Source organism: Mesorhizobium sp. M0715 (assembly GCF_040320355.1).
Lineage (GTDB): Bacteria > Pseudomonadota > Alphaproteobacteria > Rhizobiales > Rhizobiaceae > Mesorhizobium.
The window spans coordinates 51,477-75,509 of record NZ_JAMYPL010000002.1 but is presented as its reverse complement, the minus strand read 5'-3'; the positions used below and the strand labels follow the sequence as shown (position 1 = coordinate 75,509).

At 62.5% G+C, this 24,033-nt stretch carries 22 protein-coding genes; 2 read left to right on the top strand and 20 right to left on the bottom strand.

Features of this window, described 5'->3' with window-relative positions; all coding sequences use genetic code 11:
* The first annotated feature begins 30 nt into the window (after positions 1-30).
* Positions 31-267, top strand: a complete 237-nt coding sequence (locus NKI21_RS02220; RefSeq protein ID WP_023813652.1) for a DUF680 domain-containing protein — start codon at positions 31-33, stop codon at positions 265-267.
* Between the two features lie 77 nt (positions 268-344).
* On the opposite strand, the gene NKI21_RS02215 is transcribed toward NKI21_RS02220, so the two are convergent.
* From NKI21_RS02215 to NKI21_RS02195, 5 genes are all read right to left on the bottom strand, one after another.
* Positions 345-1,457, bottom strand: coding sequence for an ABC transporter ATP-binding protein (locus NKI21_RS02215; RefSeq protein ID WP_023813651.1), 1,113 nt, complete (start codon positions 1,455-1,457; stop codon positions 345-347).
* A 24-nt stretch (positions 1,458-1,481) separates the two neighbouring features.
* On the bottom strand, positions 1,482-3,146 hold the full coding sequence (gene bglA / locus NKI21_RS02210) for a beta-galactosidase BglA (protein WP_031213706.1): 1,665 nt from the start codon (positions 3,144-3,146) through the stop codon (positions 1,482-1,484).
* Between the two features lie 4 nt (positions 3,147-3,150).
* On the bottom strand, positions 3,151-4,305 hold the full coding sequence (locus NKI21_RS02205) for a carbohydrate ABC transporter permease (RefSeq protein WP_023813649.1): 1,155 nt from the start codon (positions 4,303-4,305) through the stop codon (positions 3,151-3,153).
* A gap of 1 nt (position 4,306) precedes the next feature.
* On the bottom strand, positions 4,307-5,320 hold the full coding sequence (locus NKI21_RS02200) for a carbohydrate ABC transporter permease (RefSeq protein WP_023813648.1): 1,014 nt from the start codon (positions 5,318-5,320) through the stop codon (positions 4,307-4,309).
* A gap of 227 nt (positions 5,321-5,547) precedes the next feature.
* Positions 5,548-6,903: an ABC transporter substrate-binding protein gene (locus tag NKI21_RS02195; RefSeq protein WP_127267791.1), complete on the bottom strand. Its 1,356-nt coding sequence runs from the start codon at positions 6,901-6,903 to the stop codon at positions 5,548-5,550.
* A 361-nt stretch (positions 6,904-7,264) separates the two neighbouring features.
* Here NKI21_RS02195 and NKI21_RS02190 point away from each other — a divergent pair, with 361 nt between their 5' ends.
* On the top strand, positions 7,265-8,287 hold the full coding sequence (locus tag NKI21_RS02190) for a substrate-binding domain-containing protein (protein ID WP_023813647.1): 1,023 nt from the start codon (positions 7,265-7,267) through the stop codon (positions 8,285-8,287).
* A 32-nt stretch (positions 8,288-8,319) separates the two neighbouring features.
* Here the strand turns inward: NKI21_RS02190 and NKI21_RS02185 are convergent, their stop codons facing one another.
* The 15 genes from NKI21_RS02185 to NKI21_RS02115 form a co-directional block, all read right to left on the bottom strand.
* Positions 8,320-9,759, bottom strand: coding sequence for a S8 family serine peptidase (locus NKI21_RS02185; protein ID WP_023813646.1), 1,440 nt, complete (start codon positions 9,757-9,759; stop codon positions 8,320-8,322).
* Positions 9,749-10,417: a hypothetical protein gene (locus NKI21_RS02180; RefSeq protein WP_023813645.1), complete on the bottom strand. Its 669-nt coding sequence runs from the start codon at positions 10,415-10,417 to the stop codon at positions 9,749-9,751. The genes NKI21_RS02185 and NKI21_RS02180 overlap by 11 nt, the downstream gene beginning before the upstream one ends.
* Complete coding sequence (locus NKI21_RS02175) at positions 10,414-10,980, bottom strand: sigma-70 family RNA polymerase sigma factor (protein WP_023813644.1); 567 nt, start codon at positions 10,978-10,980, stop codon at positions 10,414-10,416. The genes NKI21_RS02180 and NKI21_RS02175 overlap by 4 nt, the downstream gene beginning before the upstream one ends.
* A 271-nt stretch (positions 10,981-11,251) precedes the next feature.
* Positions 11,252-12,091: an alkaline phosphatase family protein gene (locus NKI21_RS02170; RefSeq protein ID WP_023813643.1), complete on the bottom strand. Its 840-nt coding sequence runs from the start codon at positions 12,089-12,091 to the stop codon at positions 11,252-11,254.
* A 98-nt stretch (positions 12,092-12,189) separates the two neighbouring features.
* Positions 12,190-13,779, bottom strand: coding sequence for an ABC transporter substrate-binding protein (locus NKI21_RS02165; RefSeq protein ID WP_128302766.1), 1,590 nt, complete (start codon positions 13,777-13,779; stop codon positions 12,190-12,192).
* A 183-nt stretch (positions 13,780-13,962) separates the two neighbouring features.
* A complete protein-coding gene (locus NKI21_RS02160) occupies positions 13,963-15,618 on the bottom strand; it encodes an ABC transporter ATP-binding protein (protein WP_023813641.1) in 1,656 nt (551 codons plus the stop codon).
* Complete coding sequence (locus tag NKI21_RS02155) at positions 15,618-16,442, bottom strand: ABC transporter permease (protein ID WP_023813640.1); 825 nt, start codon at positions 16,440-16,442, stop codon at positions 15,618-15,620. The genes NKI21_RS02160 and NKI21_RS02155 overlap by 1 nt, the downstream gene beginning before the upstream one ends.
* Before the next feature lie 9 nt (positions 16,443-16,451).
* Entirely contained in the window at positions 16,452-17,411 is a 960-nt protein-coding gene (locus NKI21_RS02150; protein ID WP_127289704.1) for an ABC transporter permease, read from the bottom strand.
* Positions 17,412-17,427: 16 nt separating this feature from the next.
* Positions 17,428-19,014: an ABC transporter substrate-binding protein gene (locus NKI21_RS02145; RefSeq protein WP_023813638.1), complete on the bottom strand. Its 1,587-nt coding sequence runs from the start codon at positions 19,012-19,014 to the stop codon at positions 17,428-17,430.
* Positions 19,015-19,168: 154 nt separating this feature from the next.
* On the bottom strand, positions 19,169-21,154 hold the full coding sequence (locus tag NKI21_RS02140) for a CocE/NonD family hydrolase (RefSeq protein WP_352442650.1): 1,986 nt from the start codon (positions 21,152-21,154) through the stop codon (positions 19,169-19,171).
* A gap of 79 nt (positions 21,155-21,233) precedes the next feature.
* Complete coding sequence (locus NKI21_RS02135) at positions 21,234-21,647, bottom strand: type II toxin-antitoxin system MqsA family antitoxin (RefSeq protein ID WP_023813636.1); 414 nt, start codon at positions 21,645-21,647, stop codon at positions 21,234-21,236.
* Between the two features lie 37 nt (positions 21,648-21,684).
* Positions 21,685-21,954 carry a type II toxin-antitoxin system MqsR family toxin gene (locus tag NKI21_RS02130; protein WP_352442651.1) on the bottom strand — a complete coding sequence of 90 codons (270 nt, stop codon included), beginning with the start codon at positions 21,952-21,954 and terminating at the stop codon, positions 21,685-21,687.
* Between the two features lie 60 nt (positions 21,955-22,014).
* Entirely contained in the window at positions 22,015-22,608 is a 594-nt protein-coding gene (locus NKI21_RS02125) for a nucleoside deaminase (RefSeq protein ID WP_128302769.1), read from the bottom strand.
* A gap of 67 nt (positions 22,609-22,675) precedes the next feature.
* The gene (locus NKI21_RS02120) at positions 22,676-23,167 is read right to left on the bottom strand and encodes an ureidoglycolate lyase (RefSeq protein ID WP_128302770.1); all 492 of its coding nucleotides are present in this window, start codon (positions 23,165-23,167) and stop codon (positions 22,676-22,678) included.
* Complete coding sequence (locus NKI21_RS02115; protein ID WP_352864321.1) at positions 23,164-24,027, bottom strand: bifunctional allantoicase/(S)-ureidoglycine aminohydrolase; 864 nt, start codon at positions 24,025-24,027, stop codon at positions 23,164-23,166. The genes NKI21_RS02120 and NKI21_RS02115 overlap by 4 nt, the downstream gene beginning before the upstream one ends.
* Between the last annotated feature and the right edge of the window lie 6 nt (positions 24,028-24,033).

Sequence of the window (24,033 nt, the reverse complement as noted above, 5' to 3'; positions counted from 1 at the left end):
CTGGCGAAATCCAGAATTCAGGAGATTAAAATGAACAAGATCCTTATTGCTGCCGCCGCCGTTCTGGCCATCACCGGCAGCGCGTTCGCCGGCAGCGACAACTTTGGCTCCAATGGCGCCAATCAGCCTGCGGTTACTTCGGTTGACAGCGCGCATACGAGCTCGGTCCGCAACAGCGGTGGCCTCGTCGAGAAGCTGCTCAATTCGTCGGGCGACGTGGAGAAGTCCGCCCCTCAGGGCAGCGACCGGAATCTCTTCGGCCGTTAACAGCCGAAGCTGATCTTCTACAAAAGAGCGGCGGGCCTAGCCCGCCGCTCTTTTTGCGTCCAACACGCGGGCCTGCCTCAGGCCGCCTTCGCTTCAGCCTCATGAAGGGCAAACGACCGTCCGTCAGCGTCGAAGATATGCAGGTCCTCGCCATTGGCGCTCAGCCGCAACGTCGAACCACGCTTGACCTCGACATTGCCGGGCAGCTTGGTCACCAGCGGCAGGTCGGCGCGACCGATGTCGACATAGACCAGCTGAACCTCGCCGAGCTGCTCGAGATAGTCGACCGTCCCCTCGAACAGATAGTCCGCGCCGCTGGCGATGATCAGGTCCTCCGGCCGCACGCCAAAGCTCACCGCAGCACCCTTCGCCGAAGCAGGCGTTGCGATCGGCACGGTTGCCTTGCGTCCGCCGACATGGCTGACGACGGTCGGATTGCCGGTCTTTTCGATGGTCGCGGGCAGGATGTTCATGGCCGGCGAGCCAATGAACTGGGCAACGAACAGATTGCCGGGCTTCTTGTAGAGATCCATCGGCGTGCCGACCTGCTCGATATGGCCGTCCTTGAGCACCACGATGCGGTCGGCAAGCGTCATCGCCTCGACCTGATCGTGGGTGACGTAGATCATGGTCGTGTTGGGCATCGATTCCTTGAGCTTGGCAATTTCGATGCGGGTGGCGACGCGCAGCGCGGCGTCGAGGTTCGAAAGCGGCTCGTCGAACAGGAACACCTTCGGATTGCGCACGATGGCGCGGCCGATGGCGACGCGCTGGCGCTGGCCGCCTGACATCGCCTTGGGCAGGCGGTCGAGATATTTGGTCAATTGCAGGATCTCGGCGGCCTGACGCACACGGCGGTCGATCTCGGCCTTGTTCTCTTTGCCGATCTTCATCGAGAACGCCATGTTGTCGTAGACGGTCATGTGCGGGTAGAGCGCGTAGGACTGGAACACCATGGCGATGCCGCGCTTCGACGGCGGCACGTCGTTCACCACTTCGCCGGCTATTCTAAGCTCGCCGGAGGTGATTTCCTCGAGCCCGGCGATCGATCTCAGCAATGTCGACTTGCCGCAGCCCGACGGGCCGACGAAGACGATGAACTCGCCCGACTTAATATCGAGGTCGATGCCGTGGAGAATGTTCAGATTGCCGTAGGACTTCTTCACTTGTCTTAGCGTGACATCGGCCATTGGTTTCCTCCAGTGATTGGAAATTCAGTCGAGACGCCCGAACCAGGCGCCGTAGCCGCCAAGCTCGATGGAACCGCTGTTCGCCTGCCCCGAAAATCCGTGCCCGGGCAGAGGTTGCAGCGATCGGCCGCCAAGGTCAACCTTGGCCGGCCCTGCTCCCAGATTGAAGACGCAGACGATCTGCTCGTTGCCTGCGCGGCGCGTGAAGGCGACGGTATCTCCCTCACTTTCGATGAAGGTGATGTCGCCCTTGGCGAGCGCCGGATGGGCACGCCGGAAGGTGAGAAAGCGTCGGTAGTGCTCAAGCAGCGAAGCCTCGTCGCCCTGTTGGACATTGACCGCTTGCGCTAGATGCTTGGCCGGCACCGGCAGCCAGGGCTTTGCTGGGGAGAAGCCGCCATTCTTGGCGCCGCCATCCCACACCATCGGTGTGCGGCAGCCGTCGCGGCCCTTGAATTCCGGCCAGAAGCGGATGCCATAGGGATCCTGCAAATCCTCGAATCGCAGCTCTGCTTCACCGAGCCCAAGCTCCTCGCCCTGATAGATGCAGACCGAACCGCGCAGGGACATCAGCAGCGCCGAGATGACCTTGAGATAGGCGGTCGGGTCGGCCTCATTGGCCGCCCAGCGCGAGGCCGGACGCATCACATCATGGTTAGAAAAGGCCCAGCACGACCAGCCATCGCTGGCGACCTTGCCGAAGGATTCCAGCACCGAGCGGACCTTGCCCGCGCTGATCTTTTCCGGCGCCAGGAAATCGAAGGAGTAGCACATGTGCACGCGCTTGCCGCCGGCGGTGTAGGCGGCAACCACTTCAAGCCCGCGCTGCGAATCGCCGACCTCGCCGACCGCTGCGGTTGCCGGATATTCATCGAGCAGGGCGCGGAACCGTTCGAGGAAGCCGAGGTTCTCGGGGCGGCTCTTGTCGTAGAGATGGTCCTGGTAGTTGTAGGGGTTGACCGCCGGCGCGGTCTGGTCGTTGCGCTCTTCCGGCGGCAGCGGCGGATTGTTTTCCAGGCCCTGGCTGTGGAAGTAGAAATTGATGGTGTCGAGCCGGAAACCATCGACGCCGCGCTCCAGCCAGAAGCGGGTGACGTCGAGCAATGCGTCCTGGACTTCGTGGTTGTGGAAGTTGAGGTCGGGCTGTTCGGCCAGGAAATTGTGCATGTAATATTGCTGGCGACTGGTGTCCCATTGCCAGGCCGAGCCGCCGAAGATCGACAGCCAGTTGTTGGGCGGCGTGCCGTCCGGCCTGGCGTCCGCCCAGACGTACCAGTCGGCTTTCGGGTTGCTGCGGCTCGACCGGCTTTCCTTGAACCATGGGTGGTTGTCGGCGGTGTGCGACAGCACCTCGTCGATCATCACCTTCAAGCCCAGCCTGTGTGCCTCGGCGGTCAGCGCGTCGAAATCGGCCAGCGTGCCGAACATCGGATCGACATCGCAATAGTCTGACACGTCGTAGCCGAAATCCTTCATAGGCGACTTGAAGAACGGCGAAATCCAGATGGCGTCCGCGCCGAGTGCGGCGATGTAGGGGAGGCGGCCTATGATGCCCTTGAGATCACCGATGCCGTCGCCATTCGAGTCCTGATAGCTGCGCGGATAGATCTGGTAGATCACCGCGCCCCGCCACCAGTCGCGATCGATGGCGAGGTCAGGCTTCGAGCTGGCCTTCAAAGCGGATTGCATCGTCTCAGCCTCCTTTCACCGAGCCGGCAAGCAGCCCGCGGACAAAATAGCGCTGCAGCGAGAAGAACACGATCAGCGGCACAATGATGGTCACGAAAGCCGATGTCGTCAGAATCTCCCAGTCGCCGCCGCGCGAGCCCAACAGCGCGTTGAGCTTGGCGGTCAGCACGATCTGGTCTGCCTCTGTACCGAGGAAAACCATCGCCACCAGCAGATCGTTCCATACCCACAGGAACTGGAAGATGGCAAACGAAGCCAGCACCGGGAACGACAGCGGCAAGACGATCTTGACGAAGATCTCGAAATCGCTGGCGCCGTCGATGCGCGCCGATTCCATGATTTCGCGCGGCAAGCCGGCAATGTAGCTGCGCAGCAGGTAGATGGCGAAGGGCAGGCCGAAGCCGGTATGCGCCAGCCAGATGCCGAGATAGGTCTTCGACGGCATGCCGAAGAAAGCGCCGACGCCATTATAGAGTTTCAACAACGGGATCAGCGACATCTGCAATGGCACCACCAGCAGGCCGATGATAACCGCGATCAGCAGCGCCCGGCCGGGAAACCGCATCCAGGCCAGCGCATAGGCGGCAAAGGCGGCGATCAGGATCGGGATGATTGTCGCTGGGATAGTGACGGTCAGCGAATTCATGAATGACCGTCCGATGCCCTCGGAGAACAGCACGGTTCTGTAATTGTCGGTGGTGAATTTCGGCGGCGCCGATGAGGCATAGTAGATGCGCTGGCCGCGATCGCCTTCGAACGCTTTCGGGGACTGCATGATGAAGCTGCCGTCGGCATTGAGTTGCAAGGTCACGCCGTCGCCGAGATCGGCTGTCGTGCCGGAGGTATACTGCGTCGGCGCCGCCGATTTGACGCCGAAGGCGCTGATGTCGCGCTTGGCGCCGTCGCCGAAGATATTGCCTTCGAGGACGAACTTGCCGTCCTTCTCGGCTTGCGCCGAGGCGGGCGGCAGCCGGCCGGCTTCCGTCTGGGTGGAACTGGCGAACGAGTTCCACCATCCCGAGGCGATGATCTGGTTCTTGTCGCGCAGCGACGAGACCAGGATGCCGAGCGTCGGTATGGTCCAGATCGCGACGAAGATGAGCACGGCGATGTGGACGCCAAAGCGGCTGGCGAAGGAATTTCCGGTCGCGACGGCCATCTCAATGTCCTCCCGTCTCTTTGTTCGCCTGGCGGATGTTCCAGACCATGATCGGAATGACCGCGATCATGATGATGATGGCAATGGTGGCGCCGCGGCCGAAATCGCCGCCGCCGCGGAACATCCAGTCGAACATCAGATTGGCCAGCACCTGGCTGTTCCACTGGCCGTTGGTCATGGTCAGCACGATGTCGAACACTTTGAGCACCAGAATGGTGATCGTGGTCCAGACCACGGCGATGGTGCCCCAGATCTGCGGCACCATGATCTTCCAGAAGATCTGGAACGGATTGGCGCCGTCGATGACAGCGGCTTCCAGCGTTTCCTCGGGGATGCCGCGCAGGGCGGAAGACAGGATGACCATGGCAAAGCCGGTCTGGATCCAGATCAGGATGATCATCAGGAAGAAATTGTTCCAGAACGGCAGCGATATCCAGACCTGCGGTTGGCCGCCGAAATGCTGGATGATGGCGTTGAGGATGCCGATCTGCGTCTGGCCTTCGCCCCGATACTCGTAGATGAATTTCCAGATGACGCTGGCGCCGACGAAGGAGATCGCCAGCGGCAGGAAGATCAGGCTCTTGGCGATCGTGCCCCACCAGATCTTGTCGGTGAGCACGGCGATGATCAGCCCGAGGAAGGTGCAAGCTGCCGGCACCACCGCGAGCCAGATGATGTTGTTGAGGATCGAGTTGCGGAACTCGCGATCGCCGAACGCCCATTCATAGTTCGCCAGGCCGACGAAATTGATGCCGCTGCGATCGAGGAACGACAGCCGCAGCGTCTCGACCACCGGATAGATCAGGTAAATGGTGAGGATGATCATCGCCGGACCGACGAACAGCCATGGCCGGACCAGCCCTTGCCGGCGCAGATTGTCGATGGCCGCGGCACCGGCGACGCCGCGTGACGGGAATATCAGGTCGACCAGCCTGTTGGCGCCCCAGAAATAGGCGACGCAACCGCCGACCCCGATGATGATGACAGTTATGGCCGAGAAAATCTGAGCCGCCATGGGTCCCTCTCCCCCTGCGCATGATCCGACAAGGAATGACCTTGGTGACGGGGACCAGGCGCCGATTCAGTTGTTTGGAGCACGTCATCGGCGGTTTGCGCACATTGCCGATCGCGCTTCATGTCAATGCGCTCATGACGAAAGGCTGCGGCACGGGCCGCCGTCGGATCCGGGCCAGTAGGGCCCGGACCCAGTGCGAGAATGGTTGGTCGCTTACGTGCCGGCCGCTACTTGATCGCGTCCCAGCTCTTCTGGATGTCAGTGGCGACGTCCTGCGCCGACTTGCCGCCGACCAGGTCGATCATGCCGGTCCAGAAGGCGCCGGCGCCGATCTTGCCCGGCATCAGGTCGGAACCGTCGAAGCGGAAAGTCGAGGCATTGGCGAGGATTTCGCCCTGCTTCTTCAGCGCGTCGCTGGCATAGGCATCCTTGTTGACCGACTTGAGCGGCGTCACGAAGCCGCCTTCGGCCATCCAGATCTCGTGGGCGAGCGGCATCTTCAGGAATTCGATGAACGCGCGCGCACTCTTGCTGTCCTTGGTGATCATCGCCAGCGTACCGGCGCCGAGCACGGGCGTGCCCAGTTCAGGCTTGGAGGCATAGGGCGGGAAGTAGAAGAAGTCCGCGTCCTGGCCGACCTTGGTGCCTTCCGGGAAGAAGGTCGGGATGAACGATGCCTGGTGGTGCAGGTAGCATTTCGGCGGCACCGAAAAGAGACCCTTCGGACTGTCGCGGAAATCGGTCGCCGCAACCGCCTTGGCGCCGCCGTCGACCATCTTGTCGTCGGTCGCGATCTTGCCGAATATGTCGATGGCGTTGACCACCGCCGGATCGTTGAACGGAATCTCGTTCTTCACCCATTTGTCGTAGACCTCCGGAGGCTGGGTGCGCAGCATCAGGTCTTCGACCCAGTCGGTCGCCGGCCAGCCGGTGGCGCCGCCGGAGCCGAGGCCGATGCACCATGGCTTGCCGCCATCGGCGATGATCTTCTTTTCGAGATCGGCGAGTTCTTCCTGGGTCTTCGGCACCTTGTAGCCGGCTTCCTCGAAATTATCCGGCGAGTACCAGACCAGCGACTTCACGTCGGCCTTGTAAGGGAAGGCGAAGAAGCCCGGCTTGCCGTCTTTGTCCTTGAAGGTGCCGAGATCGACCCATGACTGGCCGGCGCCATAATTGTCCTTGACCCATTTGGCGGTGTCGTCACCGAGTGGCGTCAAAAGGCCCTTCGATGCCAGATCCTGGATCAGGCCCGGCTGGGGCAGCACGGCGATGTTGGGCGGGCTGCCGGCCTGTGTGTCGATGACGATCTGCTGCTCGTAATTCTCCGAGGAGGAGTATTTGATCTCGACGCCGGTGGCTTCCGAGAAATAGTCGAGAACGCCGCGCACCAGGCCTTCGTCCTCGCCGCGCCACGGCCCGAAGATCGACAGTGTCTCACCCTTGAGGTCGACTTTCTTGAGTTCTTCGTAGTTCGCCCAGTTGAAGCGCTTGTCTTCGCCGGGCTTGAACTTCAGTTCGGCCTGCGCGGGCGCGTTCAGGGCGAACGTGGCAAACGCAGCACCCAGCAAAAGCATTTTCTTCATCGGTATTCCTCCCAGTGGGTCTCACACACCGGACGGAACCTCCATTCCGCCCGCCGACGCCGCAGGACTGTGACTCAGTCGGAAAGGAACCGCAACCTTTCGAAGAGTCTTCCAAAGCGCTTTGGCTTTTTCGATCACGCCATTGAATTGCCAGGAAGTCAAGAGGCTGGCGAATTAATCGATTTAGGTTCGCGCATCTTAACTCCTGAAAGTGCGCTGCAGCATACTATTATGGCGATGCAGCAGCAATTTTTGTTTCAAACACGCCCAAACCGCGTCTATGGTTCGGCTTGTATGGCTCGGCCTCGGTGGCACTTGGGTCGATTCAATTTAAAAGCGCTTTGAGGGAATGGAGACTTTCGTGAACCTCAAGCAGCTCGCCCACATGCTGGCACTTTCGCAAACCACGGTAAGCCGCGCTCTGAACGGCTATCCCGAGGTCAACGAGGAAACGCGCAGGCGTGTCATGGATGCCGCCAAGCGCCATGGCTACCGTCCCAACCCGAGCGCGCGCCGGCTGGCGACCGGCAAGACCGGCATGATCGGCTATGTCCTGCCGACCGGTGCGTCCGTCGACATCGATCCGCATTTCGTCGAGTTCCTGTCCGGTCTTGGCGACTATGCCCGCTCGCACGAGCTCGATCTTGTGCTGTCGCCGGCCGACGCCGACGACCAGGAAACCACCTACCGGCGCATCGTCGCCAACCGGCAGGTCGACGCCGTCTACATCTCCTCGCCGCGGCCCGTTGACCGGCGCGTGGCGCTGGTCAACACGCTCGGCATTCCCTTCATCGTCCATGGCCGCAGTGAGGGCTTCGACTTCGACTATGCTTTTACCGACATCGACAATGAGGGCGCCTTCCACGAAGCGGCCAGGCTGCTGATCCAGCTCGGTCATCGGCGGCTGGCGCTGATCAATGGTGACGACCGCGAGACCTTCGCCATCCATCGAGAACGCGGCGTGCGCCGGGCGCTTGCCGCGAGCGGACTGACATTGAGCGAACGCCATGTCTGCTCGGTCGATATGACCGAGGAGAACGGCTATCGCGCCACCAGGCGCTTGCTGGAAGAGGACGACGCGCCGACCGCGATCGCCTGCTCCAGCCTGATCATGGCGCTGGGCGTCGTGCGTGCGGTGCGCGACCTCGGCCTGAGCATTCCGGGCGACGTGTCGCTGATCGCCCATGACGATGTCTTCCCCTGGCTGAGGCCGGAGAATTTTTCGGTGCCGCTGTCAACGACGCGTTCATCGATCCGTCTGGCCGGCGCCCGTGTCGCCGAGCGGCTGGCGGCACGGATTTCCGGCCTGGAGGAGGGTGCCCGCGGAGAGGTCTGGCCGGTCGACCTGGTGGTTAGGGGATCGGTGGCGGGGGCGCCTGTTTAGAACTGTCTCCCGAAGCGCTGCAAGCGCCGACCTTACTCCTTCGCAGCCCCTGCCGCCTTGATGTCCAGCAGCCCGTAGCCGAAATCATTGTCGCGTCCCTTTGGGCCGAGATCCCTGGCCGTCGCCGCGAGCGCTTTCTCGATGTCGTCGGCCGAACGATCAGGCGCGGCATGGATGAGATTGGCGATGGCGCCACTCACGATCGCCGCCGCAAACGAGGTGCCTGTGACCACGTCCGAACCGCCGCCGCTCGGCGCCACCATCTCGACGCCGGGCGCCGAGATGAAGACATAGGCGCCGCGATTGGCCTGCGGCATCAGCCCATCCTTGGCGTCGGTGGCGGTGACTGCGATGACACCATCGAAGGCCGCCGGATAGCCATAGGGCGCCTTCGGCCCGTTGTTGCCGGCTGCGGCGACCAGCACCATGCCGAGTGCGCGGGCATTGCGGCAGGCGACGCCGAGCAAATCGTTCTTCGGCCCGACGAAGCTCATATTGATGATGCGCACGTCCTGTTCCGCCGCCCAGTCGAGCGCCGACAGGATGACGTCCATGGTCGACTTGCCGCCCTCGAAGGCGCGGGCGTGATAGATTTTTGCGCCCGGCGCCATGCCTTCCAGCACGCCGACGCCGGCGATCAGCCCGTCGATCGACGTGCCGTGATCGCGCTTTTCGATCGGCACGTCGGGCATGGCGTCGAACTGCCCGGCAATGACGCCCGACAGCGCCGGGTTGGTGTCGTCGATGCCGGTGTCGATCACCGCGATGCGAACGTTTTCGCCGCTGGCCTGTTTGGAATCGAGCGCGATATGATCGAACGCATAGTTGACGATGCCGGCGGCCTGCTGCAGCGAATACACATGATTGGGCTCGCGCCGCTGTGTGCGGCCGTCGGCGGCCAGTTGCGCCAGCACGACGCCGACGGGCCGGCCGTCGGGAATGCCGAAGCGCACCAGCGTGGTGCCAAGCAGCCGCGACTGGCGCTGCGAGCGCACCTGCAGGCCGAAGGAGGCGGCGATCTGCTGCACGGCACCGGCATCGCCGTCGACGGTCACCAGCACCTCGTCGGGCACGAAATCGCCGACCACGGCGCGCCGCGGCTGAACGGCGATGAGATCGGTCGGCGAGACGATCGGGCCGCCAGGCGGGGGGCCGGCTTGAGTATCGGCAGGCAGCGTCGCGGGTGCCGGCCGTGGCGTCGGCACAGGGGTCGGAGGCGCCTCCGGGTTGGGAAACAGGTCGACGATCAGCGCCGGCAGGAAGACGGCGCCGGATTGGCCTGCGTCCGATCCGCCCTTTGTGTCATTGCCGTTCTTGGCGCAGTCGGCTCCCGCCGCATTGGTCCCGTCGCGGCAGTCGATTTTGGTCTGGTCTGGATTGGGGTCGTTGGTCTGCGCCGACGCGGGCACGGCGACGATTGTCATCGCCGCCGCAAGGATTGCCGCAAATCGAATGACTGCCTCAGCCGCCATCAACGGGTTTCCTTCCCTCGATCACAGTTTCCGTGAAAGCCTGGGCGGCAACAAGGCCGATTTGCTTGTTGTAGTCGGCAGCGGTCGGGGCCGGAATGCCAAGCCGGAACACGCCGTCGGCGGTCGGTCCGCCGATGATCTTCAGCCCGTTGCTGCCGAGGAAGGCGGATATGTCCGACATGTTGGCATCCGGCTTGAACTTGACCAGGGCGAACGGCATTTTCGCCGGATCGTTTTCCGCGCCGGCAATCTCGAAATCATTGCCTTTGCCGCCTGGTTCGACAAACGACTGCACCATGACCAGGGCCAGCAGAACCGCGGCTGCCGCCCAGGCGACACCGACCGGCACCGCCATGAAGCGGCCCCAGGCCTGCGCCAGCCAGGACGATCCTGCCGGCTTGCGCGCAGGCCCGGCCTCGGCGTCGAGTGCCTTGGCAAAGCGGCTGAGCGCATCGGCCGGCGGCCGGATTGCTTCGTTGGCGGCCGTGGCGCCGGAGAATTCGGCTTCAGCCTCACCAAGGGCGGCAAGTGCGGCCGGATCGCTGGCCAGCCATTCCTCGACCGCTTCCAGATCGGAACCTTCCAGCGAGCCGTTCAGGTAGAACGGCAGCAGCGTTTCCATTTCGTCGCGGCGCGACATCTTTTCAGCGGCGCTCATGGCCACCCCCTGTCGTAACCGGCGGCCTTGAGGGCCTCTCCGAGTTTCTTGCGGGCGTAGAACATCCGGGTCTTGACGGTGGCGACCGGAATGTCGAGCACCTCGCCGATCTCGCTCACCGACTGTCCGTGATAATAGGCAAGATCGATGACGACGCGATGCTCTTCGGGCAAGGTTTCGACGAAGCGCCGCAGGGCGGCGGCCTTGTCTTCCTTCATGGTGACGACTTCCGGCGTGTCGGCGCCGTCGGGCACCGCGGCGGCGGCCTCGTCGTCGATCCAGTCTTCCTTCTTCTTGCGCAGAAAGGACAGCGCCTTGAAACGGGCGATGCCGAGCAGCCATGTCGAGACTTCGGAGCGCCCTTCGAAGCCCGGCGCCTGGCGCCACAGCTCGAGGAAGACTTCGTTGGCGATATCGTCGGCCATCATTTCCGATCCCGTCTGGCGCGTCACGAAGCGGTAGACCCGCGCATGGTGACGCATGAACAGGAGCCGCACGGCGGCACGGTCGCCCTTCGCGACCCGGTCGACGAGAGCGCGATCGGTCTCCGTCGCTGCCGTCATGGCCGGTCGAGCCGCCTGGCTCCTGTCTGCTCTGTCGCTGATCGGTCCAAAAAGGTTCATCCTCCGCCAAGGAATTTTTAGGAGGCTAACCGAAGAGCGGGGCGGTTGCCAGAGCATCCCTTCTCCCCCGTCACTATACGGGGAGAAGGTGCCGGCAGGCGGATGAGGGGCGGCGCCGGCGTTCGCTGTTCATATGCCATGTTGGCGCTGCCCTCATCCTTACCCTCTTCCCGTAAAGGACGGGGAGAGGGGGACGCCAACGGAGCGCTTGTCACCCCAAAAACGGCTTCGCCTTCATCGTCTCCGGTATTGCCACACCCAGCCGGCTCAGCACTGTCGGCGCCAGCTGCAGCTGGTCGAGCAGCGTGTCGGCCTGCGGACCCTTATCTTGTCCAAAATAGTACAGCGCGAAATCCTGCATCTCGTCGTCATGGCCGCCATGATGGCCACGATCGGTCTGGCCGTGATCGGCGGTGACGATCACCTCATAGCCGGCTTCGATCCAGCGCGGCAGGAAGGCCGCCAGCATGCCGTCCATCGCATAGACGGCATGGTCCATCTCGTGGCAGTCGTGGCCGAAGCGGTGTCCCATCGAGTCCAGCGTGCAGGTGTGCAGGATGCCATAGTCGATGCCATGGCGTTTCGTCAGCATCGTCAGCGTGGCGAACAGGTCGACATCGCTCGGCGTCATCTGGTTGCGGAGATTGTAACCAGTCATGGTGTGGAAGCGGCCATGCGTGATCGGCCCGCTTGGCTCGTCGAATTCCATGTCCTCGACCAGGTCGAACGGATAGGCGCGGAAGAATTCCGACCAGTAGGAATGGGTCACCGCCCCCGTCTTGCCGCCTGCCTTGCTGACCTCGGAGAAGATATCGGGCTGCTCGACGCGGAACCGGTTCTCGTTGGAGAGAATCCCGTGCACCTGCGGTGAAACCCCGGTGTGGATCGACGCATAGCAGCAGGCCGAGGTCGACGGCAGCACCGAGCGCATTTTCCAGACGCGCGCCTCGCCCGATTGCACCCAGCCTTCGAGATTGCCCATCAGCCGGCGCCAGTTCCGGTAAGGCACGCCGTCGAGGATGATCAGCAAAAGCTTGGATTTGAGCGCCATGGGCGGCTCCTTGCGGCTTGGCAGTTGAAACGGAACGCCGTGTGCCGTCTTGGGCACACGGCGTTCTTGATAGATGAAATCGGACGATCAGAGTCCGCTCAAGCGTTGAGCCAGCACTCGGCAAGCGCGTAGCCGTCCATCATTTCGCCGATAGGGCTCTTGGCATAGCCGCCGATCTTGTTGGTGGCGGCCGCGTCGATGAACTGGTTGAAGAAGGGCACGATCAGCCCGCCTTCGTCACGCATCATCACTGCCATATCGTGGTAGATCGCCTGGCGCTTGGCCTGGTCGAGCTCGCCGCGCGCGGTAAACAGCATCTTGTCGAATTCCGGCCGCTTGAAGCGCGTGTCGTTCCAGTCGGCGGTCGAGACATAGCCGGTGGAATACATCTGGTCCTGCGTGGCGCGTCCGCCCCAGTAGGAGAGCGAGAAAGGCTGCTTGTTCCAGACCTCCGACCAATAGCCGTCGCCGGGTTCGCGCTTGATCTCGATCTTGATGCCGGCTTTGGCGCAGGACTGCTGATAGAGCTGTGCGGCATCGACGGCGCCCGGGAAGGCGACGTCCGAGGTGCGCAGCACGATCGAGCCGCTGTGGCCTGATTTCTTGTAGGCTGCCGCCGCCTTGTCCGGATCGAACTTGCGCTGCTCGATGTCGGCGGAAAACAGCGGATAGGCCTCGTTGATCGGGAAGTCGTTACCCACCGAGCCATAGCCGCGCAGGATCTTTTCCAGCATCTCGTCGCGGTCCATGGCTAGCTTCAGCGCCATGCGCAGATCGTTGCTGTCGAAGGGGGCGGTGTCGCAGAACATATTGAACGGGTAGTAACCCTTGCCCGAGACGTTCTCGATGGAAACGCCGGCGATGCGCTTGACGAGATCGACGACCTTGGGTTCGACGCGGTTGATCATGTGCACCTGGCCGCCCTGCAAGGCTGCAAGCCGTGCCGTCGCATCATTGATGACGATGATCTCGACCTGGTCGGCATGGCCGGCCTTGTCGCGCAGCCAGTAATTGGCGAAACGCTCGCCGCCATGGCGCACGCCGGGCTGGTTGACGCTAACTTTATAGGGACCGGCGCTGATGCCGGCGTTCGGATCGTCCTTGCCGCCATTCGGCTGGATGGTGAGATGATAGTCGGCCATCAGATAGGGGAAGTCGGCATCGGCGTCGCCGAGCGTGACGATGACCTCCTTGCCGCTCGCCTTGATCCCCTTGATGTTCTTGAGGATGCCGAGTGCTCCGGACTTGGACTTCTCATCCGCATGTCGCTCGATGGTGGCGGCAACATCCTCCGCGCCGACCGTCTTGCCATTGTGGAACTCGATGCCGTCGCGGATCTTGATTGTCCATGTCTTGGCGTCGGCCGAGGCGCCAATCTCCTCGGCAATCAGGTTGACCAGCTTGTTGTCCGGTGTGAGGCGCACGAGATACTCGCCCCAAAGCTTGCCGAAGCTGAAGGTAACCTGGCTGAGGTTCAACGCCGGATCGAGACTGTTGGTGGATTCACCGCCCTGCAGGCCGGCCTTGATGATACCGCCCTTCACCGCCGTCTGGGCAAATGCCTTGCCGGCCAGCGCCGGCATCAGGGCCGCCGATACGCCGAGCGCGGCGGCGCGCCCGAGAAAGGCGCGACGCGATATCCGGCCTTGACCGGCGAGTTCAGCGAGATAATCGAGTTCAGTCTTCATGTCCTACCCCTGTTTAAAAGTCGTGCGAGCGGCGCTTGTCCCGAAGGACGTGTGGCGTTCTAGTGTTGCATCCGGATGACGGTCGCCGGCGCCCCGATGTGGCGGCTTGATCTGACGCGATTTCCAGGGAAGCGCCCTGCATTTCTTCCGGGAGTACTGGTCTCCAGTTTTCCCGGAATTGCTTTAGTTCCCCGCGCTGGCCATGCGCCGTCCCTTGATTGCCTTTTCCAGCCAGCCGATTTCCATCTCTGGAACCGAGGAGAGCAGGAGGTCGGTATAGGCGTCGAAGGGCGGGCTCAGCACCTTGCTCTTGGGGCCATAGCGCACCACTTCGCCGCGATACATCACCGCGATCGAATCGGCGATAGACTTCACCGTCGCGAGGTCATGCGTGATGAACAGATAGGCGACGTTCTCTTCCTTCTGCAGCTCGAGCAGCAGCTCGAGAATGCCGTGTGCCACCAGCGGATCGAGTGCCGAGGTGACCTCGTCGCAGATAATCAACTTGGGCTTGGCGGCAAGTGACCGGGCGATGCAGACGCGTTGCTTCTGGCCGCCGGAAAGCTCGGCCGGGTAGCGATCGGAAAAGCCCTTGCCCATCTCGATCTTGTCGAGCAGTTCGGTAACGCGCCTGTCGCGCTCGCGGCCGCGCATGCCGAAATAGAATTCGAGCGGCCGGCCGATGATGGTGGCGACGGTCTGGCGCGGGTTCATCGCCACATCGGCCATCTGGTAGATCATCTGCAACTGGCGCAGATCCTCCTTCGGCCGGTCGGCCAGCCGGTTGGCCAGCGGACGTCCGTCGAAGGTCACTGTACCCGCTTCGGGTGGCAAAAGCCCGGTGATGGCGCGTGCCAGCGTCGATTTGCCGGAGCCGGACTCGCCGACCACGGCCAGTGTCTGGCCCGGATAGATGTCGACCGAGACGTTCTTCAGCACCTTGATGTCGCTGCGGCCATAGGCGGCGGTGACGTTCTTCACCGACAGGAACGGCGTCGTGCCGGGTTTCTGCTCCTGGTGTTCGATCTCATGCACCGAGACCAACGCATTGGTGTATTCCTGGCGCGGCTCCTTGATGATCTGCCTTGTGCCGCCCCATTCGACCAGCCTTCCATGGCGCAGCACCATGATTTCGTCTGAGACCTGGGCGACGACGGCAAGGTCGTGGGTGATGTAGAGCGCCGCCACATGGGTGTCGCGGATGGCGTCCTTGATCGCCGCCAGCACGTCGATCTGCGTCGTCACGTCGAGCGCCGTTGTCGGCTCGTCGAAGACGATCAGGTCCGGCTCGGAGCAGAGTGCCATCGCCGTCATCACACGCTGCAACTGGCCACCCGAAACCTGGTGCGGAAAGCGCTCGCCGATGGTTTCGGGGTTGGGCAGGCTGAGCTTCTTGAACAGCGCAACCGCGCGCTTCTCGGCCTCGGCGCGTGTCGCCGTACCGTGCAGCAGCGTGGCTTCCACCACCTGGTCCATGAGCCGGTGCGCCGGGTTGAAGGCGGCTGCCGCCGATTGCGCGACATAGCAGACCTCGCGGCCGCGTAATTTGCGGAAGCCGTCCTTGCCGCCCTTGAGGATGTCGCGGCCGTTCAGGATCACCTCGCCGCCGGTGATGCGCACGCCGCCGCGGCCATAGCCCATCGACGACAAGCCGATGGTCGACTTGCCGGCCCCGGACTCGCCGATCAGGCCGAGCACCTTGCCTTTTTCAAGCGTCAGCGAGACATCGTGCACCAGCACGATGTTCTTTGGCGGCTCGCCGGGCGGGAAGACGGTGGCTTCGATACGCAGATTGCGGATGTCGAGCAGCAGGCCTGATTTCGCTTTGGTGTCGGCCATCACCCGCGTCCTCCCTTGAGGCTGGTCGTCCGGTTGAGCACCCAGTCGGCAACCAGGTTGACGGAAATCGCCAGCAGGGCGATCGCCGCCGCCGGGATGAGTGCGGCCGCGATGCCGAAGACGATGCCGTCCTTGTTTTCCTTGACCATGCCGCCCCAGTCGGCGTCCGGTGGCTGCACGCCAAGGCCGAGGAACGACAGCGTCGACAGGAACAGCACGGCATAGATGAAGCGCAGGCCGAGTTCGGAAACCAGTGGCGACAATGCGTTGGGCAGGATTTCGCGGAAGATGATCCAACCGCTGCCCTCACCACGCAGTTTCGCCGCCTCGACATAGTCCATGACGTTGATGTCGACGGCGACCGCGCGCGACAGGCGATAGACGCGGGTCGAATCCAGAATGCCCATCACCAGGATCAGCGTCACCAGGTTGGTCGGTAGCACGGACAGCACGACGAGACCCATGATCAGCGTCGGGATAGACATCAAGAGATCGACGAGGCGCGACAGCAGCGTATCGAACCAGCCGCCGAAGACGGCCGCCGAGAAGCCGAGGATGGCGCCGAGCGAGAATGACAGCGCGGTGGCCAGCACCGCGATGAACAAAGTGATGCGGGCGCCGTAGATCATGCGCGAAAGCAGGTCGCGGCCGAGATTGTCGGTGCCTAGCAAATGAGCAGCCGACATCGGTTCCCAGACATCGCCGACGATTTCGCCATTGCCGTGCGGCGCGATCCAGGGGGCGAAGACCGCCGCCAGGACGAACAATGCCGTCAGCACGATGCCGATCAGAGCGGGGATGGGGATGCGTTTGATATCGAGCATATCCGCCCCCTATTTCGGGTGTCTGAGACGCGGATTGGCGACGATGGCCGCTATGTCCGCAATGATGTTCAGGCTGATATAGACGGCGGCGAAGATCAGGCCGACCGCCTGCACCACCGGCACGTCTCGCTTGGTGACGTGGTCGACCAGATACTGTCCCATGCCCGGGTAGACGAAGATCACCTCGACCACGACGACGCCGACGATGAGGTAAGCGAGGTTGAGCATGACGACGTTGATGATCGGCGCGATGGCGTTGGGGAAGGCGTGCTTGCGGATGACGTTGAAGGCCGACAGGCCCTTCAGTTCCGCTGTCTCGACATAGGCCGACTGCATGACATTGAGGATCGCCGCGCGTGTCATGCGCATCATGTGGGCGAGCACGACCAGCGTCAGCGCTGCCGCCGGCAGGGCGATCGCCTGCATGCGCTCGCCAAAAGGCATGCCGTCATAGACGGTCGAGATGCCCGGGAAGATTTGCCATTTCACGGCGAAGAAATAGACCAGCACATAGCCGATGAAGAACTCGGGAAAGGAGGTCGAGGCCAGCGCCAGCCCGGAGATCAGCTTGTCGACCCAGCCATTGCGGTAGCGCACCGCGATCAGGCCGAGAATGATCGCCAGCGGCACGGCGACGATCGCCGCCCAGAAGGCGAGGAACAGCGTGTTCCACAGCCGCCCCTTGATCGACGTGGCGATATCCTGCCCGCTCGACATGGCCGTGCCGAGATCGCCGGTCAGCACACCGCCGAGCCAGCGGAAATACCTGATATAGGCCGGATCGTTGAGGCCGAGCTGCTCGCGCAGATTGGCGAGCGACTCCGGTGTCGCCGATTGTCCGAGAATGGCTTGCGCGACGTCGCCGGGCAAGATCTGGGTGCCGGCGAAGATCAGGACCGAAACGGCCAACAAGAGGAGAATGCCCAGCGCAACGCGCTGGGCCACCAGTTTCAAGATGGGTGAGGACATATCCGCAAGGCCAAGCTCAGGCTTCGAGCCAGCACTTCGCCAGCGCGTAACCGTTCATCAGCTCCTGATGTGGATCGTCGACCCAGCCGTCGACCTTGGCGCCGGTAGCGTCGATGAACTGGTTGAACATCGGCAAGATCAGGCCACCTTCGTCGCGGACCAGGACAGCCATGTCATGGTACATCTGCTTGCGCTTGGTCTCGTCTAGCTCGGCGCGCGCGGCCAGCACCATTTTGTCGAAGTCCGGGCGCTTGAAACGCGTGTCGTTCCAGTCGGCGGTCGACAGATAAGCGGTGGAGTACATCTGGTCCTGGGTCGAGCGGCCACCCCAGTAGGAAGCGCAGAAGGGCTGCTTGTTCCAGACCTCGTTCCAATAGCCGTCACCGGGCTCACGCTTGAGCTCGATCTTGATGCCGGCCTTGGCAGCGCTCTGCTGGAAGAGCTGGGAAGCGTCGACGGCGCCCGGGAAAGCGACGTCCGAAGTCCGCAGCAGCACGGCGCCGTCATGGCCCGACTTCTTGAAGTGGAACTTGGCCTTGTCGGGATCGTACTTGCGCTGCTCGATATCAGTGAACAGCGGGTAGGAAGCGTTGATCGGGAAATCGTTGCCGATCGAACCGTAGCCACGCAGGATCTTGTCGAGCATTTCTTCGCGGTCGATGGCCAGCTTCAGGGCCATGCGCAGATCGTTGTTGTCGAAGGGGGCGGTGTTGCAATGCGCGATGAAGACATAGTGGCCAGGACCCGCATGGTTGCGGATGGTCACGCCAGGCAGGCGCTTGATCAGGTCGACGATCTTCGGCTCGACGCGGTTGATCATGTTGACCTGGCCGCCTTGCAGGGCGGCGGTGCGCGCCGTCGCATCGTTGATGACGATGATCTCGATCTGGTCGGCATGGCCCATCTTGTCGCCCTGCCAATAATTGGCGAAACGCTCGCCGCCATGGCGCACGCCGGGCTCATTGGTCGTGACCTTGTAAGGACCGGCCGAGATGCCTGCGTCGGCCTTGTCCTTGCCGCCATTCGGTTGGACGATCAGGTGATAGTCGCTGAGCAAATAGGGCAGATCGGCATTGGCTTCCTTCAGGGTCAGCACGACTTCCTTGCCGCTGGCCTTGATGGTCTCGATGCCCTTCATGTAGCCGAGCGCGCCGGATTTCGACTTCTCGTCGGAATGGCGCTCAAGTGTGGCGGCCACGTCCTCGGCGGTCACCGTCTTGCCGTTGTGGAATTCGACGCCGTCGCGGATCTTCAGCGTCCACACCTTGGCGTCGTCCGACGAGCCGATCTCCTCGGCGATGCGGTTCTCGAGCTTGCCTTCCGGCGAAAGCTCGACAATCAATTCGCCCCACATCTTGCCGAAGGCGAACGGCACCTGAGTCATGAACAGTGCCGGATCAAGGCTGTTGGTGGACTCGCCGCCGACAAGTCCGGCCTTCAGTGTGCCGCCCTTGACCGGACCTGCCGCGCGTGCAGCGCTTGAAAGCAGCGAATTAGCGAAGGGTGCGGAGATACCGAGCGCCGCCGCCCGGCCGAGAAAATCACGACGGCTCAGTTTGCCCGACGCGACACGCCGGCTAAGAAATTCCAGTTCGTTCGACATTTTGAGTTCCTCACTCTGTTGGTTCGACTCTGCGGTCGTTTTTCTTGTTTCTTGTGAGGAGAATAATGACCGCAAGGGAAAGCGGTAAGCAAGACCGAATGCGACATGCCGTGGCGTAAATCGTACGTCGCAATTGGACCAATGAAATCGGCGCTCAAAGAAGCGCGCGCGGCACCTTCTCCTCGAAATTGCGCTCGAAGACGAGCGTTTCGTCCTCATAGGCCTCGATTCTGGCGCTGACGATGAAGTTTTGCGCGTCCGATCGCATTTCGGCTGTCGTTTCGGTGCGTACCGACCATCCGTTTCGCGACAGGGTCTGTGTCCAGTGCGTCTTGCCCGAGGCCGACAGCGGATCGTCGGGATGGATCGTCCAGGTCTCGCGGGCAATGCTGCCATTGGCAAGACCGTGATCGAGATCGCGGACCTCACCGAAATCATCAATGATGAAAAGCGTCACGATTCCCGTCTTTTCGTCACGATCGATATGGCGCTCGGAATTGCTGGCGCGGATCGTCTCCGTTGCCCAGGGAGTGGCACCTTCCGGTTCGGCGAACGCCGCTTCGTCGTCTGTCGCCAGCGGCCGCAGCGGCAAGCGGAGCGTCGCCGCCGACAAGGTCAGCCGGACCGGCTCCGGCGACGGCCAGATGGCAGGCCAATAGGCGTTCGAAACGGCAACACGCAGGTGGTGGCCGGGCGGAACGCGATAGCCGCATTGATCGAGCACGACGCGCACGAACACGGGTTCGCCCGGCACCAGCGCCTCGGGAAATTCATGCGAATTGCGATGCGTCAGATTGAGCACGCCATAGGAAATCAGTTCCGAGGCGCCATCGGGATGCACGTCACAGAGTCGGATCGCAATGTTGGCCTGCGGACGGTCGGAGGACAGCCGCAATTCGACTTCCGGGGCGCCGACGATGTCGATGGCCTGACTGAGTTCCGGCTGGTCGAAACACACCGACAGCGCATCGTCGGGGCGCTGATCGCCTGGCAGTTCGGGGCCGAAGGTGAAGGGAAAATACTCGCCGCCGGCCAAGCCGCAGCTTTGCGGCGAGGCAACGATGGCCGGTTTTTCTGTTGCGGGGATCAGATCGACCGTCTGCGTCTTGATGGTTGGCGAGGGCCATTGCTGCTCGGCAATCCAGCGGCCGGGACGCTCGGGGTGCCAGCGCGCCGGACGCACGCTGTCCATGACATAGGCGCGGTAGGCCGGGTCGGACTCGACACCGGTTTCGACACTCTTGAGCCAGCGGTCCCACCAGCGCAAGGCCTCCTGCAGGAAGCCGATGGCGGGTTTTGGTCCTGCGTAATGCGGGTATTTGTGGATCCATGGCCCGATAATGCCCTTGACCGGGGCTTCGATGTTGCTGGCCAGATGCGAGACCGTGTTGCGGTAGCCGTCATGCCAGCCGCCGATCGACAGCACCGCGGCTTTGACGGCGGAAAAATCCTCACAGATCGAGCCGCGCTTCCAGTAGGCATCACGGTGCTGGTGCTTCAGCCACAGCGGCGCCAGGAAGGATTGGTTCTCCAGCCGGGTCAGCCACAGATCGCGCCATCTGTTGTCGCCGGCCAGCAGCGGGTCCGGCGGCCGCGACGAGTAGGACAGCATGGTCGAGGCCCAGCCGAAGTTCTCGATCAGCAGGCAGCCGCCCTTGTAGTGAATGTCGTCGGCGTAGCGGTCGACGGTCGAGCACAGGCTGATCACCGCTTTGAGCGCCGGCGGCTGCTTGGCCGCCACCTGCAGGCAGTTGAAGCCGCCCCAGGAAATGCCTATCATGCCGACATTGCCGTTGCACCAGGGCTGGCTTGCCGCCCAGGCGATGACGTCGCAGGCGTCCTGCAATTCCTGCTCGGAATATTCGTCGTCCATCAGCCCTTCGGAATCGCCATTGCCGCGCATATCGACGCGGATAGAGGCATAGCCGTGGCCGGCGAAATAGGGATGCGTCAGCTGATCGCGAAAGATGGTGCCGTCGCGCTTGCGGTAGGGCAGATGCTCGAGGATCGCCGGCACCGGATCATCGCCGGCATCTTCCGGCATCCAGACCCGCGCCGACAGCCGGCAGCCATCCGGCATGACGATGCCCATATCCGGGAACTCGACGACCTTGCGGGGAAATTCGGTGACTGTTTTCATGGCCCGCATAACGCCCCGCGGCGCGACGACTTTCAATCACCATTCGCGACTGGAGCAGCGAAAAATGCGACCTGTGCCGCTACCGCAATTCATCCAGCAGTTCAGGATGTTTTTCCAGCAGCGTCATCAATTGAATGGTCGGGCCACTCGGCTCGATCAGGCCCCTTTCATACTTGTCGAAAGCATTCTCGCCGACCTTGAACAGGGATCCTGCCTCGCGCTGCGACAGATTGAGCTTTGTGCGCATGCGGCGGATGGTTGCCGGGGCCGGCACGCCATCGATCCTCTCCTTGAGGGCGCGTAGTGCGGCATCGACGGCAGCCATGTCGCCTCCGATATGCACACCCTCGTCACCGGATGCTGGATAGTAACCCGGAAGGTCGACAATTATGCTCTCGCCCTTGTACGCCACTGTGAATGGACGCACGTCACGCGTGAGCGTTTCCCCGGTTTCGGGGGAAATCATGGTCCGATTTTCTTCTCTTGTCGCCATGGTCATTTCTCCTTGAACGACATGACCGTGAACTCGGTCACGAATCCGCTTGGAATTTCACGTAGAGGATCAGGTCGCGCACGGGCACGTGATAGGCATCCTGCCAGACCCGGTGATCCGCAAAGGTCGTCATGGATTTCACGAACATTTTCCTCGTCATGCCGCCGATTACCTCGACGACGCCGGCACGGTCGAAGCCAAGGCCTGTGGCATCCCGCAGAGCGGACGTCGTGATCGCCAGCGTATCGACAGACCCGAACGTCGTCTTGATGGCATCAAGATCGTAGGTGAGCCTTCGTTTCTCCATGACGCAATATGCCACCATAAAGGTGGCAATTCAAGGGTGCCCCCCGGTAGGCCGAGAGCCCTAATTCAGCGGGATGTCGTTATCGTCCTTGTTCGCCTGATAGACGCCGGACAGATCATCGTAGCGCGCCGAAATCGCGCCGATGCGTATTTCCAGCCGTTGCCGCTCTACCTCGGGCAACGCTCGCACCAGCCTGCGGATAGAAAAGCTCTTCCAGTAGGCATTCTCGGCATTGTAGCCGCCGGGGTCGAGGGTGAAGACCTCTTTCAGGATCTTCAGATCGTGCGGGATGGCAAAACTGTCGCGCGAATCCTCGTGGCTGAACAGATAGTAGAAATTGTCGAAGCCAGTCCAGGTGATCGCCGACAGGCAGAGCGAGCAGGGCTCATGCGTGGCGAGGAAAATGGCGTCTCTTGTATCGACGCGCTCCGCCTTCGGCATTTCGTAGAAACGTTTCAGGCAGTGCACCTCGCCATGCCAGAGCGGGTTTTCCCTCTCGTTGTTGGTCTCGGCCAGCACCAGCGAACGGTCGTCCTTGCGCAGGATCGCCGCGCCGAACAGCTTGTTGCCATGGACAACACCGTCGGCCGTCTTCGGCACGATGTCGTGTTCGATCACGTCGAGCAGGCGGTCGATCAAAGAAATGTCGGTCATTTCAGGCTCTCCTGCTGCATGTCGCCCAAAAGTGCCCCGGTTTTGGGGTAACGACATGCACAAAAAATTAAGGGAGATGGATCTCGTAAGCATGCGAGAAATGGAATTCTTCGAGATTGGAGCCGTCGCCGCCCCGGTCGACGATCAGGAAGTCCTGAGGCTCGCCGAGCGGCGTCAGCACGCCATGCCAGAGATTGCGGGAATAGTTGATACCTTGTCCGGGTGCGGTGGTGAAGGCATGCGGCTCGCCCGGCCCCTCATCGCCATCATGGCAGACGACGACCAGAAATGGGCGCGGCGACAGCGGGATGAAGGCCTGGCTGCCGAAGGGGTGGCGCTCGACCATGCTCAGCTTCAGCGGCAGTTCGTAAGGCGTGCCGCGCACCATCGAGATCAGCACGCGGGCATTCGGTCCGATCGCCTCGGCGGTCGCCAGATCGTGATAGCGTTCCGCGCGGCCGCCATTGATCGGGTAGTGGTTGTCGCCGCCCATATCGATGACGTCGCCGAACGGAGCAAAGCTCTCGCGGGTCAGTGGCCGCGCAATGATCCGCGTCACGGCGTCCGCCCGGGGACACCGGCGCCGCCGAGCTTGGCGTGCCGGTTCACGTCCTTGTAGAGCAGATAGCGGAATTTTCCCGGGCCGCCCGCGTAGCAGGCCTGCGGACAGAAGGCGCGCAGCCACATATAGTCGCCGGCCTCGACCTCGACCCAGTCCTGGTTGAGGCGATAGACCGCTTTGCCCTCCAGCACATAGAGCCCATGCTCCATGACATGGGTCTCGGCGAAGGGAATGACCGCGCCGGGTTCCAGCGTGACAATGGTCATGTGCATGTCGTGGCGCAAATCGGCCGGATCGACGAACCGCGTCGTCGCCCAGCGGCCTTCGGTGCCGGGCATAGGGGTTGGCGCGATCTCCTGCTCGTTGGTGAAGAAGGCTTCCGGCACATCGAGACCGCCAACCACCTCGTAAGCCTTGCGAATCCAGTGGAAGCGCACGTCGGCCTTGCTTTCGTTGCGAACCGTCCAGCCGCTGGCCGGCGGCAGGAAGGCAAAGCCGCCGGGCCGCAAGACATGCTTCTTGCCGGCAAGCAGAACCGTCAACTCGCCCTCGACCACGAACAGGGCGCCCTCGGCGCCGGCATCGGGTTCCGGCCGCTCGCTGCCGCCGCTCGGCGCGACCTCGACAATGTATTGCGAGAACGTCTCGGCAAAACCGGATAGCGGTCGCGACAAGATCCAGGCGCGGGTCTTGTCCCAGAACGGCAACGCACTGGTCACGATGTCCTGCATCACACCCCGGGGAATGACGGCATAGGCCTCGGTGAAGACGGCGCGGCCGGTCAGAAGCTCGCTCTGGCCGGGGTGGCCGCCATGTGGTGCGTAATAGGTTCGCTCGGGCATCCTGATCGTATCCATGGGTTC

Coding starts and splice junctions, on each gene's coding strand:
- NKI21_RS02220 (WP_023813652.1), top strand. CDS start 31: ATGAACAAGATCCTTATTGCTGCCGCCGCCGTTCTGGCCATCACCGGC.
- NKI21_RS02215 (WP_023813651.1), bottom strand. CDS start 1,457: ATGGCCGATGTCACGCTAAGACAAGTGAAGAAGTCCTACGGCAATCTG.
- bglA (WP_031213706.1), bottom strand. CDS start 3,146: ATGCAATCCGCTTTGAAGGCCAGCTCGAAGCCTGACCTCGCCATCGAT.
- NKI21_RS02205 (WP_023813649.1), bottom strand. CDS start 4,305: ATGGCCGTCGCGACCGGAAATTCCTTCGCCAGCCGCTTTGGCGTCCAC.
- NKI21_RS02200 (WP_023813648.1), bottom strand. CDS start 5,320: ATGGCGGCTCAGATTTTCTCGGCCATAACTGTCATCATCATCGGGGTC.
- NKI21_RS02195 (WP_127267791.1), bottom strand. CDS start 6,903: ATGAAGAAAATGCTTTTGCTGGGTGCTGCGTTTGCCACGTTCGCCCTG.
- NKI21_RS02185 (WP_023813646.1), bottom strand. CDS start 9,759: ATGGCGGCTGAGGCAGTCATTCGATTTGCGGCAATCCTTGCGGCGGCG.
- NKI21_RS02180 (WP_023813645.1), bottom strand. CDS start 10,417: ATGAGCGCCGCTGAAAAGATGTCGCGCCGCGACGAAATGGAAACGCTG.
- NKI21_RS02175 (WP_023813644.1), bottom strand. CDS start 10,980: ATGACGGCAGCGACGGAGACCGATCGCGCTCTCGTCGACCGGGTCGCG.
- NKI21_RS02170 (WP_023813643.1), bottom strand. CDS start 12,091: ATGGCGCTCAAATCCAAGCTTTTGCTGATCATCCTCGACGGCGTGCCT.
- NKI21_RS02165 (WP_128302766.1), bottom strand. CDS start 13,779: ATGAAGACTGAACTCGATTATCTCGCTGAACTCGCCGGTCAAGGCCGG.
- NKI21_RS02160 (WP_023813641.1), bottom strand. CDS start 15,618: ATGGCCGACACCAAAGCGAAATCAGGCCTGCTGCTCGACATCCGCAAT.
- NKI21_RS02155 (WP_023813640.1), bottom strand. CDS start 16,442: ATGCTCGATATCAAACGCATCCCCATCCCCGCTCTGATCGGCATCGTG.
- NKI21_RS02150 (WP_127289704.1), bottom strand. CDS start 17,411: ATGTCCTCACCCATCTTGAAACTGGTGGCCCAGCGCGTTGCGCTGGGC.
- NKI21_RS02145 (WP_023813638.1), bottom strand. CDS start 19,014: ATGTCGAACGAACTGGAATTTCTTAGCCGGCGTGTCGCGTCGGGCAAA.
- NKI21_RS02140 (WP_352442650.1), bottom strand. CDS start 21,154: ATGAAAACAGTCACCGAATTTCCCCGCAAGGTCGTCGAGTTCCCGGAT.
- NKI21_RS02135 (WP_023813636.1), bottom strand. CDS start 21,647: ATGGCGACAAGAGAAGAAAATCGGACCATGATTTCCCCCGAAACCGGG.
- NKI21_RS02130 (WP_352442651.1), bottom strand. CDS start 21,954: ATGGAGAAACGAAGGCTCACCTACGATCTTGATGCCATCAAGACGACG.
- NKI21_RS02125 (WP_128302769.1), bottom strand. CDS start 22,608: ATGACCGACATTTCTTTGATCGACCGCCTGCTCGACGTGATCGAACAC.
- NKI21_RS02115 (WP_352864321.1), bottom strand. CDS start 24,027: ATGGATACGATCAGGATGCCCGAGCGAACCTATTACGCACCACATGGC.